Origin of the sequence: Neptunomonas sp. CHC150, assembly GCF_030397555.1 — a bacterium.
GTDB classification, from domain to species: domain Bacteria; phylum Pseudomonadota; class Gammaproteobacteria; order Pseudomonadales; family Balneatricaceae; genus Neptunomonas; species Neptunomonas phycophila.
This window is the reverse complement of sequence record NZ_JAPNXU010000006.1, coordinates 214,454-231,097: the sequence shown is the minus strand read 5'-3', so window position 1 is coordinate 231,097 and position 16,644 is coordinate 214,454. Positions and strand designations below refer to the sequence as shown.

The following is a 16,644-nucleotide window of genomic DNA, read 5'->3' as shown; positions in this document are numbered from 1 at the left end:
CTAGCCCCTTTTTTATAGCGAGACCCTCATGTATAGCGTTAAAGAGATGTTTTATACCCTACAAGGCGAAGGCGCACATGCTGGCCGTCCGGCTGTATTCTGTCGTTTTAGCGGGTGTAATCTCTGGTCTGGGCGCGAGCAAGATCGCAATAACGCTGTTTGCAGCTTTTGCGACACCGATTTTGTCGGTACTGATGGTCAAAACGGCGGTAAATTTAAAACGGCTATAGAGCTAGCACAGCGTATTCAATCCTTTTGGCCTTCACCTGAAGGAGTTCCATTTGTTGTCTTTACTGGCGGCGAACCCGCTTTACAACTTGATAAAGCCTTAGTGGATGCTATGCATGATGCCGGTTTTGAGATTGCCATTGAAACTAACGGTACCAAACCTCTACCCGAAGGCATTGACTGGATTTGTGTAAGCCCCAAAGCGGATGCAGAGGTCATAATAACCCAAGGCCATGAACTAAAGTTGGTTTACCCCCAAGCATTGGCCATGCCCGATCGCTTTGATCATCTTGATTTTACCCACCGATACCTGCAAGCACTCGATGACGACAACCAAAAAGATCACTTACAACAGGTTGTCGAGTATTGCATGCGGCATCCTCGTTGGAAAATGAGCTTACAAACTCACAAGATTGTTGGTATCGATTAACCAACCGACTGTGTAGCGCGTATTACCCTTTTTAATAGGTCTACACTACACTGAGAGTAATAATCATCTCAGAGTACTGACTTTTCCAAATACTATTTTTTAAAAAATATGCGATTTTTTTTAGTTGAGACTCAAAACAAACAAGGCGCTTTCATTGTGCAGCGCAACAAACCCATACATAATATTGGTCAAAGCTACGCTATAACTAGCGTCTAGCAAGGTGTCCACGGTTCCTGTGGATAACTCTGTTAACACTGTAAGAAAAACGTCTTGTAGAGCCTATAATACCGAGACTTTACTTAAATTGATCATTTTTTAACCAGATGTATTATCCTTTAAAAATCAACAAGTTATTAAAAAACAAGTCAAGATATCACCCGTTTTTTGCTCAATTGATGATAATATCCAATTGTTAAATGAGAATGCTTATGTCAAGTGAAAAAACGATATTTTTTTAACGTTTACTAACGCTAAACCGTCAAAAAATCGCACCATAACGAAACATAATTTCGCCCAAACAGAAGGCACTTAAATATGACACGCCCTATCAGTGAGCAAAGAAAAAGTGAAGCACAGAAAGTAACGATTATTGGTGCCATTTTAGATACCTGCTTGGGCTTTGCTAAAATCATTATCGGCCTCCTCTCTAACTCAAGCGCCTTAGTTGCTGATGGGATACACTCTTTCTCTGATTTACTAACCGACTTTGTAGTCGTATTTGTATTTCATATATCAAGCGAAGAACCTGACGAGAACCATCCTTGGGGGCATGGCCGATTCGAAACAATAGGCACTGTTATCTTAGGTGGCGTTCTTATCGCTATTGCCGGGGCAATGGCCTTCGATAGCATCTTAAACCTAATCAACAGTCAAACTTTAGCCAGCCCAACATGGCCCGCATTAGTGGTAGCGGGTTTGTCTATATTGTCGAAAGAATGGATTTTTCGATACACACTAGCAACAGGTAAGCGTTTAAAGTCTGATTTACTCATCGCAAATGCTTGGCATAGCCGAACGGATTCGTTCTCATCTATCGTTGTGCTCATAGGCATAATAGGCACAATGGCTGGTATTAGTTGGTTTGATGCCGTCGCAGCGATTGCCGTAGCGTGTTTTGTCGCCAAAATAGGTTGGGACTTAACCTGGGCTAGTATTAAAGAGCTAGTCGATACCTCCCTGCCTGAGGAGCGCGTGCAGGCGTTTAAAGAGACCGCCCAATCTGTTGACGGCATTATCAACGTTCATAGCTTTAAGAGCCGAAATATGGGCGGTAAAAGTCAGTTAGAGATGCATATACAGGTTGCCCCCTATCTAAGCGCCTCAGAGGGTCATTGGTTGGGTGACTTGGCCGTTATGGCCTTATTACAACGCTTCGATGATATAGGGCATGTGATCTTTCATATTGATACTTATAATGACGAAGAAGAGCACTTCTGTCGAATATTGCCATTAAGAGCCGAAGTGCAGAGAGAGCTTAACCAGCACTTAGCAAACATTGCACCTCATCTAAAAGATTACTATCTAACACTCCATTATCATCATGATTTAATTGAGATTGATCTAAAACTCCCAGACACAGGATCAGCACAACTGGCATTAGACAAGATCAGCACGCGAGACTTAAGCCAACAACTCAATGCCGCATTATCATCTACATCTTGGTTTGCTGAACTGACCGTCTGGCAGCATTAATATGGATAAGTTTAGGCTCGCTAAGGCACACCTTCTCGATTGAATACTAGATACAAAGAAGCCTCTGAGTGAAACACACAGAGGCTTCTGTTGAACGGCCTACAAACCTATAGATTGGATATTCGGTTTAAACCTGCAATCGCAGCAACACGATAAGCTTCTGCCATGGTCGGATAGTTGAAGGTTGTATTTACAAAATACTCAAGCGTGTTAGCTTTGCCTTCTTGACGCATAATCGCTTGGCCGATGTGGACGATTTCTGATGCTTGGTCACCAAAACAGTGAATACCGAGTATTGCTAGCGTTTCTCGATGGAACAAAATCTTTAACATACCTACCGGTTGGCTGGAGATTTGCGCACGAGCGGTGTCTTTAAAGAACGCTTGCCCCACTTCATAGGGGATACACTCTTTAGTTAGCTCTTCTTCAGTTTTACCAATCGAGCTAATTTCAGGAATCGTATAAATCCCAGTCGGCACTTCATTGATGTAGCGGAAATTGTCCGCACCAACAAGATCTGCTGCCGCCGAACGGCCCTGGTCGAGTGCCGCTGATGCTAAGCTAGGCCAGCCGATTACATCACCAACGGCATAAATGCTTTCAACTTTCGTGCGGTAGTGGTCATCAATCTCTAACTGACCACGGTTGTTCGCTTCTAAACCAGCCGCTTCGATATTGAGTTTATCCGTGTTGCCTGTGCGGCCATTACACCACAAGAAAGAGTCAGCTCGAATACGCTTGCCTGATTTTAAGTTCATGATGACACCATGACCGTCACCAATAACGCTATCGTATTCTTCGTTATGACGAATCTTAACGGAGGTGTTGCGCAAGTGGTAACTCAGTGCATCCGAAATTTCGCCATCCAAAAAGGACAACAAACGGTCTCGCGTATCAATCAAATCGACTTTTACGCCCAACCCACTAAAAATAGAAGCATACTCACAACCAATAACGCCAGCACCGTAAATAATCATGGTACGAGGTGTATGGCTAAGCTTTAGAATAGTATCAGAGTTATAAATGCGCGGATGGTTAAAGTCGATATCAGGCGGGCAATAAGGACGCGAACCTGTTGCTATCACGATATTTTTAGCACGCAGCTCCTCATCGCCTTTCGCTGTTCCTTTAACCAGTACTGTATTCTGATCTTTGAATTGCGCACTACCAAAATATACATCAACGCGGTTACGTGCATAAAAATTAGTGCGCAGCATTACCTGATTCGCCATCACTTTTTCGGCACGATTTAATACTTTAGAGAAAGAGAACCAACGCGGTTCACCGATATCTCGGAACATAGGGTTCGTATTAAATTCAATGATCTGTTTAACAGAGTGACGGAGCGCTTTAGAAGGAATAGTACCTTTGTGCGTACAGTTACCACCTACCGCTTCCTGCTCTTCGATGATAGCGACACGTCGGCCATGCTTTGCTGCATTCATCGCAGCGCCCTCACCCGCTGGGCCAGAACCAATCACCACCACATCATAGTCATAAACAGCCATTCAATTCCCCTTGCTGGTCTCTGTTGCTCTAATTATCTGTAATATCAATTATTTATAACATTGTACTTCAAGATATAGGTTATGTATTCAAGCGTTAACTTCTAACGGCAGAACTTAACGACTTGTTTTAATCTCATAACCTAAGGCATCTGCATCAGCCAGCTCCGCTATACGGCGCTGCTTTTCATCTTCATCATCACAAATAGCCTTATCGCCGCCGCAGATATCACACGCGGTATCCATTCCTAATGCTGCCATGCCACCGCATGAGCCACTAATTGGCTTCCTTCCCATCAGTACACCCACGGACATTGCAATAACAATCAGCAACAAACCGGCCAGTACAAAAACAAAAATTTCCACATTAACCTCACTTCACCAAGCGTGCTTCAAAGCCCGGTGTCATCATTTCTTTAAAACCATTTTCTGATTTTACTATAAAAAAAGCATCTACCTTATGCGCTTTAGCATAAGCCATGGCTTTTTCTTCCCCCATCACCGTAAATGCAGTGGCCAGCGCATCAGCTTCAGCACACGTTGCGCTCAATACCGTTACAGAAGCAAGCTTATGGGTAATTGGATGCCCTGTTGACGGATCAATAGTATGGGAATACCGGACCCCCTCTTCTTCAAAGTAATTTCGGTAATCACCTGAGGTGGCTATCCCAGTATCACTAACATGGACAATGCGTTGTACCGAGCGTTCAGCCCCAGCAGGACTTTCTATAGCGATCCGCCATGTTTCTTCGTTAGGCTTTAGCCCAGAAGCACGTAATTCACCGCCTATCTCGACTAAGTAACGTTGGATACCTTGCTCCTCTAACAACTGCGCCACGGCATCGACACCGTACCCTTTAGCTATCGCTGAAAGATCAACATAAGTATTAGCGTGTTTAGTGACTTGCCGGCTCTCTGGAATCAACTCTAACTTTTCGTAACCAATACGGTTACGTAAGTTGTTAATCTCGTCTTCTTTTGGAGCTTTAACAATACGGCCGTCTGGCCCAAACCCCCAAAGGTTAACCAAAGGTCCCACTGTTACATCAAATGCGCCGTCCGAATGCTGACTAATTTGCTGCGCTAGAGACAGTACGTGAAACAGTCCATCAGAAGCCGTAATTGTACTTTCAGCAGGCATTTTATTGAATGTCGATAACTCCGAGTCATCGATATAAGTAGACATCGATTGATTAACAGCTTTTAGCAGTGTTTCAATCTTGTTATGGATATCAGTTACTCGGTTATCGTCACTATCGACCCATTTTACCGAGTAGGTTGTACCCATAGTCATGCCCGCTGTAGAGACAATGACATCGTTTTTTTGCTGACTACATCCCACTAAAAACAAAAAGGCCAGCAGCAAAGCTGCCGGCCAATGTGGGATACTTTTTAAGGCATCCTTCATTGATTAACCACCAAAGTCATCAAGGAAGATGTTTTCGCGCTCAACACCCAAATCAACAAGCATTTGGATAACAGCCGCGTTCATCATCGGTGGTCCACACATGTAGTACTCACAATCTTCAGGCGCTTCGTGATCCTTCAGATAGTTTTCGTACAACACGTTATGAATGAAGCCTGTCATACCGTCCCAATTATCTTCGGGTTGCGGATCAGACAGCGCTAAATGCCATGTGAAGTTGTCATTCTCAGCTTGAAGCTGATCATATTCTTCGTTGTAGAAGCACTCACGCAATGAACGAGCACCATACCAGAACGAGATCTTACGCTTAGAGTTCAAACGCTTGAGCTGGTCAAAGATATGAGAACGCATTGGCGCCATACCTGCACCACCACCGATAAAGACCATCTCGTTGTCAGTGTCTTTTGCAAAGAACTCACCGAACGGCCCGTATACAGTGATTTTATCACCCGGTTTTAAACTAAATACATAAGAAGACATCAAGCCTGGCGGCACATCTTTACCCGGAGGTGGAGACGCGATACGGATGTTGAATTTAACAACACCACGCTCTTCAGGATAGTTAGCCATAGAGTATGCGCGGATTACTGGTTCAGTAACCTTAGACACAAAACGCCATTGATCAAACTTATCCCAATCACCACGATATTCTTCTTCAATATCAAAGTCTTTGTAGTGTACTTCATGAGGTGGCGCTTCAAGCTGCACATAACCACCGGCACGGAAGTCTACGTTTTCACCTTCAGGTAGACGCAGGGTCAACTCTTTAATGAAGGTAGCAACGTTAGGGTTAGACTCAACCGTACACTCCCATTTCTGTACACCAAAGATTTCTTCTTCTAGCTCAATGTTCATGTCTTGCTTAACAGCAACCTGACATGACAAACGCCAGCCCTCTTTAGCTTCTTTCATTGTGAAGTGAGATTCTTCCGTTGGTAGCATAGAACCACCACCATCAAGAACCTGACACTTACACTGTGCGCACGTACCACCGCCACCACAAGCTGACGGTACAAAAATACCAGCTTCAGCCAAGGTTTGTAGCAATTTACCACCAGCAGGAACCGTGATTGCCTTTTTTGGATCTTCGTTGATGTGGATTGTCACATCACCGGAGCTTACTAACTTTGAGCGAGCTGCCAGAATTACCGCGACAAGTGCAAGCACTACAGCGGTAAACATGACAACGCCTAGAACGATTTCCATAGGGTTAAATCCTTCTGTTGATCATGTCTGAGCAGAACTACAACTGTACGCCAGAGAAAGACATAAAACCTAAAGACATCAAACCTACTGTAATGAAGGTAATGCCAAGGCCACGTAATCCTGCTGGAACGTCGCTGTATTTCAATTTTTCACGAATACCGGCCAGCGCTGTAATAGCCAACGCCCAACCAACACCCGCACCAACACCATAAACAACACTTTCACCAAAGTTGTAGTCACGCTCAACCATGAACAGTGCCGCACCCATAATGGCGCAGTTTACAGTGATTAACGGAAGGAATACGCCCAACGCGTTATATAGCGCAGGGAAGAACTTATCCAACACCATCTCAAGGATCTGAACGATCGCTGCGATTACGCCGATATAAGAAATGTACCCCAAAAAGCTCAGATCTACTTCTGGATAACCAGCCCATGCTAACGCGCCTTCACGCAGCAAGCCGTTATACAGTAAGTTGTTAACAGGTGTTGTAATAGCCAGTACGACGATAACCGCAATACCTAGACCCAACGCTGTTTGTACCTTTTTAGAGATCGCTAGGAATGTACACATCCCTAGGAAGAACGCCAAAGCCATATTTTCAACGAAAATCGCTTTAACAATCAGACTGATATACTGTTCCATTATGCAGTCTCCCTTTTCGTATTAGGCGCCATTTCAAACTCAGGTGCTTCAACCTGTTTCTTATCCACAGTGCGGATAATCCAGATCAACATACCAATAATGAAGAAAGCACTCGGTGGCAACAACAGCAGACCGTTAGCTTGATACCAACCGCCGTTATTGATGAGTGGCAGAATTTCGAAACCGAACAAGCTACCAGAGCCGAACAATTCACGAACAAAACCAACAAATATCAACACCATGCCGTAACCTAAACCGTTACCGATGCCATCCATGAAAGACACACCAGGAGGGTTCTTCATAGCAAAGGCTTCAGCACGGCCCATTACGATACAGTTGGTAATGATCAAACCAACGAAAACCGATAACTGCTTAGAGACATCGTAAGCAACAGCTTTCAATATTTGATCAACCACAATTACCAAAGAAGCGATAATTGTCATCTGCACGATAATGCGGATGTTGCCAGGGATATAATTACGAATTAGCGAGATAAAAAAGTTAGAGAATGCTGTAACAACCGTTACTGCAAGCGTCATAACAACCGCTGTATTCAAGTTTGTTGTAACCGCCAAAGCAGAACAGATACCCAAAATTTGCAGTGCAATTGGGTTGTTCTTAACGATTGGGGTTACCAAAACATCTTTAGTAGTCGACATAGCTTACGCCTCCCCTGCTTTCAGGTTTTTCAAGAAGGGTGCATAACCGTTTTCACCCATCCAAAACTGAACAAGATGTGTAACACCGTTACTCGTCAGAGTGGCACCAGACAAGCCATCAACTTGATATTGAGAAGATGGTGACGAAGGGTCAACATTGCCTTTAATCAAATGGATTTCAGGAGACCAAGTACCTTCTTCATAGATTTTCTTACCCGGCCACAATGCTTTCCATTTTGGATTATCAACTTCGCCACCAAGTCCCGGTGTTTCTGCATGCGAGTAGAAACCTAAACCAACGACGGTGTTTAAGTCGCCTTCTAAAGCAAGGAAGCCATACAAGGTAGACCATAAGCCGTAACCGTGAACCGGTAAGATGATACTATCCAACTGACCTTCTTTTTCTACAAGGTACACTGTCTGATAACGTGCTTCACGCTTGATCGAAGCGATATCTTCTTCGCGCGACAATGCACGAGACATCTCAGGATCTTTAGACGCTTTAAGCGCATCATAGGTTTCAGCATCAACAGCATCGCTGAATTTACCCGTTTCAGTATCAACAATTTTAGTTGTTATCTGAGAAAAGAGCTCATCAACTGATTTTGACGGGTCTAACAAACCAGCCGCCGCCAAAATATTAGTTTTACGGTCTAACTCTTTGTTAGCGACTTGCTGAGGCTTTAATAATACAGCCGCAGCAGATACTACAACAGAGCAGACAACACATAGCAAAACGGTGACGAGAATCGTGCGACCGATCGAGTCCTTATTAGCTGACATTGCGTGCTAACCTCCGCTTAATGTTTGCCTGAATAACAAAGTTGTCAATCAGCGGTGCGAACAAGTTACCGAACAAAATTGCCAACATCATGCCTTCTGGGAATGCTGGGTTAACCACTCGAATCAGCACCACCATCACACCAATAAGAGCTCCGAAGAACCACTTACCTGTGTTGGTCATAGATGCCGATACCGGATCGGTCGCCATAAAGAACATACCGAACGCAAAACCACCCAACACAAAGTGCCACCAGAAAGGGATACCAAACATAGGGTTGGTTTCAGAACCAATCATGTTGAGGAGCAAGGACATACCGACCATCCCTGCCAATACCCCGGCGACTATTCGCCAAGCGGCAATTCGGGTCAGTAATAATGCACCACCCCCAAGCAAAATAGCTAAAGTGGATGTTTCACCAATAGAGCCTTGAATACGCCCAAAGAACGCATCAAACCAAGTTAGGTTAGTCGCTAGAATAGCGTCTACGCCACCAGCTGCAGCCAAACCAAGCGGTGTCGCACCTGAGAAACCATCGACAGCGGTCCAAATTGCATCACCAGACATTTGTGCAGGGTATGCGAAGAACAAGAACGCGCGGCCAGTCAAGGCTGGGTTTAGGAAGTTTTTACCTGTACCACCAAAGACTTCTTTACCGATTACCACACCAAATGTGATACCCAGTGCTACTTGCCATAAAGGCACAGTGGCAGGAAGAATTAATGAGAACAAGATAGAAGTAACAAAGAAGCCTTCGTTAACTTCGTGTCCACGTTTCATAGCAAACAGGACTTCCCAAAAACCGCCGACTACGAAAGTTACGGCATAAATAGGAATCCAATACACCGCGCCATGCACGATGTTTGCCCAGATACTCGTGGGGTCAAAGCTTGCTAACGAAGCTACAATTGCGCCACGCAACCCTTCGGCTTCTGTTAAGCCTAACGTTGCCATAGCGGTATTAGCCTGAAAACCTACGTTCCACAAACCGGCAAAAACCGCTGGGAATGTACATAGCCATACCGTAATCATCATACGCTTAAGGTCGATACCATCACGCACATGTGATGCCGACTTAGTCACCGCGCCAGGCGTATAGAAAATGGTATCTACCGCTTCGTAAAGCGCGTACCAATTTTCATACTTACCGCCTTTATGAAAGTGCGGCTCCATTTTATCTAGAACATTTCTGATGTTCATTCGCTGCCTCTCTTAAGTCTCTTTCTCGATGCGCGTCAGGTTATCGCGAAGGATCGGGCCGTATTCGTACTTACCTGCACAGGCAAACGTACACAAGGCTAAATCTTCTTCGTCAAGTTCCAGACAGCCAAGCTGCATCGCAGAAACGATGTCACCCGTGACCAAAGCACGCAGCAATTGAGTTGGCAAAATATCCATTGGCACAAGGCGTTCAAATTGCCCTACTTGAACCATTGCACGCTCAGAACCATTAGTAGTGGTCGTGAAATCAAATTTTTTGCCAGATGAAAGGAAAGAAGCAAAGATATTAAGTACAGAGAACTTATTAGCACCTGGAGAAATCCAGCCCATAAACTCACGCACGTTACCTTCTTCAAGTATTGATACCTGATTAGCGTAATAGCCTAAGTAGGCCAAACCGCCTTCTGCTTTTCGGCCGTTCCATACAGAACCCGAAATAACACGAGCGTTATCAGAGGCAACAGCCCCGTCAAGCAAATCAGATAATGCTGCACCCACACGCGTTTTAATAATTGCTGGCTTAACAGCAGCAGGGCCGGCTACAGAAACTAGGCGTTCAGTGAATAAACGTCCTTCTGTAAACAACTTACCAATGGCAACAACGTCTTGATAGTTGATAGACCAAACAAACTTTTGGCGTGCAACAGGATCAAGGTGATGTATATGAGTACCGGCGTTACCAGCAGGATGAGGACCATCAAACTCTTCGACAGTTACACCTGGAGCGGTCGGTATTGCGGCTCCTGGTGCCTTACACAAGAACACTTTATTCTCGGTAAGTTTTGTTAACAATCCAAGGCCTTGCTCAAACGCTTGTGCATGCTCATTAATGAACAGCTCAGGATTAGCAGCCAGTGGATTAGTATCCATTGCGGTAACAAAGATAGACGATGGAATTGCAGTAACGGCTGGGACTCGACTAAATGGACGAGTACGGAAAGCCGTCCATAACCCTGACACCTGCAAGTTTTCTACGACCTGTTCACGTGTCAGACTGCCCAATTGCGCGGCATCATAGCGCGCAAATTCTACCGCTTCTTCTTCAGCGTCTAATTCGATAACGACCGAAAGGAGTACACGTCGCTCACCACGATTAATCGCAGTGACTACACCAGCACCTGGCGCAGTAACTTGAACACCTTCAGTTTTCTTATCGGTAAAGATCAATTGACCGAGTTTGACACGATCACCCACCTTGACGGCCATTGTTGGTTTACAACCAACATAATCTGGTCCACTCACGGCGACCGAACGAATCACAGGAGAAGCAGAAGACACTACTTGCTCCGGAGCACCCGTAATCGGTAGATCCAGACCTTTATTGATCTTGATCATACACCTCACCCAAAACACTATTAAAAAAAATTTTGAGGCTAAGTTTTCGTTTTACACAGATAACAAACTTCAACTAACGCTGTGGTTAGATTGCATCCGTTTCTGATATTTTTATTCGGAAAACCTACTACCCCACCAAAAAACCTGACAAGTATACCTGAGCGACATACCGCATATCTACAAACAGGCTAGATTATTCGGGCAGAAGACACCCTTTACGGCAGGAAATTCGCTAGACGCTTTCAATATATCTATATAATTATAGGAAATATTAAAGATTAGACCAAAAAAAAGCCGCTTTTCGCGGCTTTCTCACTAAATCAACAACTTACTTACTAGCCTTCGGGAAGGCAGGTAAAGTAACGTTAGACATAAACTGCGCCATACGTAAAACTTGGCAGCTGTAGCCAAACTCATTGTCGTACCACACATACAATACACAACGATTACCAGTCGCGATTGTCGCTAATGCATCCACAACGCCGGCTGCACGAGAGCCCACAAAATCAGTAGAAACAGCTTCAGGAGAGTTGCTGTAATCAATTTGCTTTTGCAATGGCGAATGTAATGCCATAGTGCGCAAATAGTCGTTCAAGCTCTCACGCTCAACTTCTTTACCCAAATTAAGGTTAAGAATAGCCATTGATACGTTCGGTGTAGGTACACGAATAGCATTACCGGTTAGCTTGCCTTCCATAACCGGCAGAGCTTTAGATACAGCTTTTGCTGCACCTGTTTCGGTAATAACCATATTCAGACCTGCCGCACGGCCGCGACGATCACCTTTATGGTAGTTATCTATTAGGTTTTGGTCATTTGTATACGAGTGAACGGTTTCTACATGACCGTTTTCAACACCGTATTCATCATTAACCGCTTTCAAAATAGGAGTGATAGCGTTTGTGGTACACGACGCCGCTGACAAAATATTATCGTCAGGCGTTATGTCATGATGGTTAACGCCCATAACAATATTTTTAACACCCTTACCAGGTGCCGTTAACAACACTCGCTGAACACCTTTCGATTTCAGGTGTAAAGCAAGGCCGTCTTTATCACGCCAAATACCCGTGTTATCGATCACTAATGCATTATCGATACCATACTGCGTGTAGTCGACTTGATCAGGCCCGTCAGAAAAGATAACTTGAATTTCGTTACCATTAGCAATTAGCACATTGCGCTCTTCATCAATCTGAATAGTGCCCTTGAATGAACCGTGAACAGAGTCACGACGCAACAAGCTTGCACGCTTTTCCAGATCGTTAGACGCCTTTCCTTTGCGGACAACGATGGCACGTAAACGTAACGACTGACCTCCACCAGTGCGTTCGATTAACAAACGTGCAAGTAAACGGCCAATACGGCCAAAGCCATATAGCACCACATCAGTACCCTGATGCTCTTCTTTACCGATTACTGAATCCAGCTCTTCCTCAAGAAAAGCCTTCATGCTACGTCCATTGCCTTCTGTGCGGAATTTAACCGCCAGCTTTCCGATATCAACATGAGCGCTATTTAGATTTAGTGTATCTAACGCTTCAATCACCGGGTAAGTATCTAGTACAGATAACTCACTGGCTTCAACCTGACGCGCGTAACGGTGCGCCTTCAGGATATCGATAACAGAACGCTTAACAATAAGACGTCCATAAACAGAAGTTTCTACGTTACGGTCACGGTACAAACGACCAATGACCGGAACCATGGCTTCTGCAGTTGCTTCGCGCTCTTTCCAATCAGCGAATACTTGATTTTGGCTCACAGGTTTCTCCAACTTAACATCAACGCACATTTAAAAATGTGGGGCGTATTATCACTTTTTACACACAATCGGGCAAATCAGTCTCGCTATACTTTAGCCGGACGTTGATTTAAGTACTTTAGTGGGCCTCATTTGCAAGAAAAAGAGGCTTTTGGTGTCCTACTTTTTATTGTCGAAACTTTGTAATTGAGTCTGTACCATTAGCGCCTGTGTTGTAACAAATCGTTGATATGGGGAGAAAGCGAGTGACCGATTGGGTCTTTCCAATGCCGACAAAAGCCGGCGATATTAAATGGCTAGGCAATGTTCATGAAAGCGCAGCCGGCTTGGTTGTTGCCAAAGCGGCTCAACAGCACCAACGATTAACACTGGTCATTACCAAAAACAGTGATAGCGCTGCATTGATCGAAAACGAGATTCGTTTTTACACTGCTGATAACGCATTAGAAGTACTGCCATTTCCCGACTGGGAAACTCTACCTTATGACTCATTTTCACCGCATCAAGATATAACCTCAGCGCGTGTAAGTACACTCAACCGCCTTTCACAGATAGAACGCGGTATCGTTATCGTTCCACTGAGTACGCTTCTGCATCGCATTGCTCCCCCGTCATTCTTACAAGCCCATTCATTGCTGCTAGATACAGGGCAACGTTTGAATATTGATCGCTTGCGCGAACAATTAACCAATGCCGGTTATCGCGCCGTTGAAACCGTATACGAGCACGGTGAATTTGCCGTTCGAGGCTCTATTATCGATCTATACCCCATGGGGTCAGACACCCCATTTCGAATCGATTTGTTTGATGATGAGATCGACACCCTCAGAACTTTTGATCCGGAATCACAACGCTCAATCGACAAAATAGACCAAATTCGATTGCTACCTGCACGTGAATTTCCGTTAACCGAAGAGGCTATCGCCCTTTTCAAGCAAAACTGGCGTGCTAACTTTGATGTTGATTACCGTCGCTGCCCAACTTATCAAGATGTGAGCCAAGGATTAGCGCCTGCAGGTATCGAGTATTACTTACCTTTCTTTTTCGATGAAACAGCAACACTGTTTGATTTTTTGCCAGCCGATACACTCATCATTACAGAGGAATCGCTTGAGACACCCTGCAAACAGTTTTGGAGCGATGCCAATAGTCGCTTTGAAGACCGTCGCCATGATATCGAAAAGCCTATCCTCTCTCCAAACCGCGTATTTTTGCCGGAGAATGAGTTATTCAGCGCCCTGAAACCATTTAAGCGGCTCCAGTTCTGCGCTCAAGAACTGGAGATAAATGCGGGCCGCAGCAACTTTGCCAGCCAAGCCACGGCAGACCTTGGCGTCAACGCCCAATCACCCAACCCATTGGGAAAACTCACCCACTATATGGATGACAACCCACAACAAAAATGGTTATTCTGCGCCGAATCACCCGGGCGTAAAGAATCATTGCTGGAGCTGCTATCCAAGGCCAATATAAAGCCAGATCAGATTAAGAATTGGGCTGATTTCGAAACAGGAAGCAGCACAATAGGCATGACGGTCTTCCCACTTGATCGCGGTTTAAACATCCCCGACCGCCTAAAAGTGATAACAGAGTCGCAACTGTTTGGCGGTCAAGTATTTCAACGTCGCCGTCGCGCCCGCGAAAAAGATCAGTCCGACTTGGTTATTCGCAATTTAGCCGAGCTAGCACCTAACTCTCCTGTGGTCCACATTGATCATGGTGTGGGTCGTTACCTTGGCTTAGAAACCATCGAACTTGACGGACAGAAGAATGAGTTTGTAGCGCTTTCGTATGCTAACGATGCCAAGTTATTTGTACCCGTTTCATCGCTCCATTTAATCAGTCGCTATAGCGGTACAACCGACGAACTCGCCCCTCTCCATCGCTTAGGCACCGAACAATGGAGCAAAGCTCGGCAAAAAGCGGCAGAAAAAATCCGTGATACGGCAGCAGAGTTATTAGATATCTATGCCCGCCGCGCTGCCCGCAAAGGCTTTCAGTTCGATGATCCGGAGGAAAATTATAAACAGTTTGCTGCCAGCTTTCCTTTTGAAGAAACGCCAGATCAAGAAACGGCCATCCAATCTGTATTGCGTGATATGACATCCCCTCAGCCCATGGATCGGTTAATTTGTGGCGATGTTGGGTTTGGCAAAACCGAAGTAGCCATGCGAGCTACGTTTATGGCCGCACAAAGCAGCAAACAAGTGGCAGTGCTGGTACCTACCACACTCCTAGCACAACAACATTTCGAGAACTTTAGAGATCGCTTTGCTGACTGGCCCGTAACAGTTGAATTAATTTCGCGCTTTAGAACGGCAAAACAACAATCTGCCGTAATAGAAAAGCTTAATGATGGCCAAATCGACATCATCATAGGCACCCATAAACTCCTACAGGGCGACATAGAGTTTAAGAACCTTGGACTCGTTATTATCGACGAAGAACATCGCTTTGGCGTCCAACAAAAAGAGCGGCTTAAATCACTACGCTCTGAGGTCGATATCCTTACCATGACAGCCACGCCTATTCCTCGAACACTGAATATGGCGATGAGTGGTATGCGAGACTTATCAATTATTGCTACACCACCCGCTAGACGCCTAGCCGTGAAGACTTTTGTCCGCGAATCAGACAACCCAACCATTAAAGAAGCGATTTTGCGCGAGCTACTGCGCGGTGGACAAGTCTACTACTTACACAACGAAGTAAAGAGCATAGAAAAAGTCGCTGAAGAGTTGCGCGCATTAGTTCCTGAAGCGCGTGTAGGTGTAGGCCATGGCCAGATGCGAGAACGTGAGCTGGAGCAAGTCATGTCAGACTTCTACCACAAGCGTCACAACGTTTTGCTGTGTACCACGATTATAGAAACAGGTATCGACGTTCCTAATGCCAACACTATTATTATCGACCGTGCTGATAAATTTGGCTTAGCACAGCTACATCAGTTACGCGGACGCGTTGGGCGCTCACATCACCAAGCTTACGCATATATGCTGACACCGCCGCCCAAAAGCATTTCAACTGACGCCCAAAAGCGACTGGAGGCTATAGCACTAGCGGAAGACCTGGGTGCAGGCTTTACGCTAGCCACTCATGACTTAGAGATTCGCGGTGCCGGTGAGTTATTAGGTGAAGAACAGAGCGGCCAGATACAAGGCATAGGCTTCAGTTTATACATGGAAATGCTTGAAGAAGCGATCCAAGCCATTAAAGATGGCAAAACGCCTAACCTCGACAAACCTCTGCACCACGGGGCAGAAATCAATCTACGCATACCCGCTCTTATCCCCGATGATTATTTACCGGATGTACACAACCGACTCATCATGTACAAACGGATTTCGAGTGCGAAAAATGATATCGAGATTAAAGAGCTACAAATCGAGATGATCGACCGTTTTGGCATGCTACCCGAGCAGACTAAGAACTTATTTAGGCTAACAAGTCTTAAGCTCATAGCTAATGATCTAGGTATCGTTAAACTGGACGCAGGAAGCGGCAGTGGGCGACTAGAGTTTGGCAGCGACACCAAAATTGATCCATTCACCTTGGTCACGCTGGTTCAAAAACAACCTAAACGCTACAAGCTAGAAGGTGCAAGCCACCTTCGTTTTACCGCGCCTATGGACGACACAGAGTCACGCTTTAGCGCCATCGAGGACTTATTGACAGCGTTAACCCCTAAAGGGTGATGTAAAGCACCATACGGACATTAACGAACAGGGATATCCAAGGATGGACATCCCT

At 45.2% G+C, this 16,644-nt stretch carries 13 protein-coding genes; 3 read left to right on the top strand and 10 right to left on the bottom strand.

Going from position 1 to position 16,644, the window contains the following annotated elements; all coding sequences use genetic code 11:
- Positions 1–28: 28 nt before the first annotated feature.
- A complete protein-coding gene (gene queE / locus OW491_RS07105; RefSeq protein WP_178968884.1) occupies positions 29–658 on the top strand; it encodes a 7-carboxy-7-deazaguanine synthase in 630 nt (209 codons plus the stop codon).
- Between the two features lie 534 nt (positions 659–1,192).
- Positions 1,193–2,350 carry a cation diffusion facilitator family transporter gene (locus OW491_RS07100; protein ID WP_290035332.1) on the top strand — a complete coding sequence of 386 codons (1,158 nt, stop codon included), beginning with the start codon at positions 1,193–1,195 and terminating at the stop codon, positions 2,348–2,350.
- 107 nt (positions 2,351–2,457) lie between these two features.
- On the opposite strand, the gene sthA is transcribed toward OW491_RS07100, so the two are convergent.
- The 10 genes from sthA to OW491_RS07050 form a co-directional block, all read right to left on the bottom strand.
- Complete coding sequence (sthA, locus tag OW491_RS07095; RefSeq protein ID WP_075172436.1) at positions 2,458–3,858, bottom strand: Si-specific NAD(P)(+) transhydrogenase; 1,401 nt, start codon at positions 3,856–3,858, stop codon at positions 2,458–2,460.
- 114 nt (positions 3,859–3,972) lie between these two features.
- Complete coding sequence (gene nqrM / locus OW491_RS07090; RefSeq protein ID WP_075173507.1) at positions 3,973–4,170, bottom strand: (Na+)-NQR maturation NqrM; 198 nt, start codon at positions 4,168–4,170, stop codon at positions 3,973–3,975.
- Between the two features lie 58 nt (positions 4,171–4,228).
- Positions 4,229–5,263 (bottom strand): FAD:protein FMN transferase, encoded by a 1,035-nt coding sequence (locus tag OW491_RS07085; RefSeq protein WP_290035331.1) that lies wholly within the window; start codon positions 5,261–5,263, stop codon positions 4,229–4,231.
- Between the two features lie 3 nt (positions 5,264–5,266).
- Positions 5,267–6,487, bottom strand: a complete 1,221-nt coding sequence (nqrF, locus tag OW491_RS07080) for an NADH:ubiquinone reductase (Na(+)-transporting) subunit F (RefSeq protein ID WP_075172438.1) — start codon at positions 6,485–6,487, stop codon at positions 5,267–5,269.
- A gap of 37 nt (positions 6,488–6,524) precedes the next feature.
- On the bottom strand, positions 6,525–7,133 hold the full coding sequence (gene nqrE, locus OW491_RS07075) for an NADH:ubiquinone reductase (Na(+)-transporting) subunit E (RefSeq protein ID WP_075172439.1): 609 nt from the start codon (positions 7,131–7,133) through the stop codon (positions 6,525–6,527).
- A complete protein-coding gene (locus tag OW491_RS07070; RefSeq protein WP_290035330.1) occupies positions 7,133–7,792 on the bottom strand; it encodes an NADH:ubiquinone reductase (Na(+)-transporting) subunit D in 660 nt (219 codons plus the stop codon). Before OW491_RS07070 ends, nqrE begins: the two co-directional genes overlap by 1 nt.
- A 3-nt stretch (positions 7,793–7,795) precedes the next feature.
- Positions 7,796–8,575 carry a Na(+)-translocating NADH-quinone reductase subunit C gene (locus OW491_RS07065; RefSeq protein ID WP_075179039.1) on the bottom strand — a complete coding sequence of 260 codons (780 nt, stop codon included), beginning with the start codon at positions 8,573–8,575 and terminating at the stop codon, positions 7,796–7,798.
- Positions 8,565–9,773: an NADH:ubiquinone reductase (Na(+)-transporting) subunit B gene (locus OW491_RS07060; protein ID WP_075172442.1), complete on the bottom strand. Its 1,209-nt coding sequence runs from the start codon at positions 9,771–9,773 to the stop codon at positions 8,565–8,567. The genes OW491_RS07065 and OW491_RS07060 overlap by 11 nt, the downstream gene beginning before the upstream one ends.
- A 12-nt stretch (positions 9,774–9,785) precedes the next feature.
- On the bottom strand, positions 9,786–11,129 hold the full coding sequence (locus OW491_RS07055; RefSeq protein WP_075172443.1) for a Na(+)-translocating NADH-quinone reductase subunit A: 1,344 nt from the start codon (positions 11,127–11,129) through the stop codon (positions 9,786–9,788).
- 328 nt (positions 11,130–11,457) lie between these two features.
- Positions 11,458–12,894: a glyceraldehyde-3-phosphate dehydrogenase gene (locus OW491_RS07050; RefSeq protein WP_075173508.1), complete on the bottom strand. Its 1,437-nt coding sequence runs from the start codon at positions 12,892–12,894 to the stop codon at positions 11,458–11,460.
- Between the two features lie 266 nt (positions 12,895–13,160).
- On the opposite strand from OW491_RS07050, the gene mfd reads away from it, so the two are divergent.
- Positions 13,161–16,589: a transcription-repair coupling factor gene (mfd, locus tag OW491_RS07045; RefSeq protein ID WP_290035654.1), complete on the top strand. Its 3,429-nt coding sequence runs from the start codon at positions 13,161–13,163 to the stop codon at positions 16,587–16,589.
- Positions 16,590–16,644: the final 55 nt, after the last annotated feature.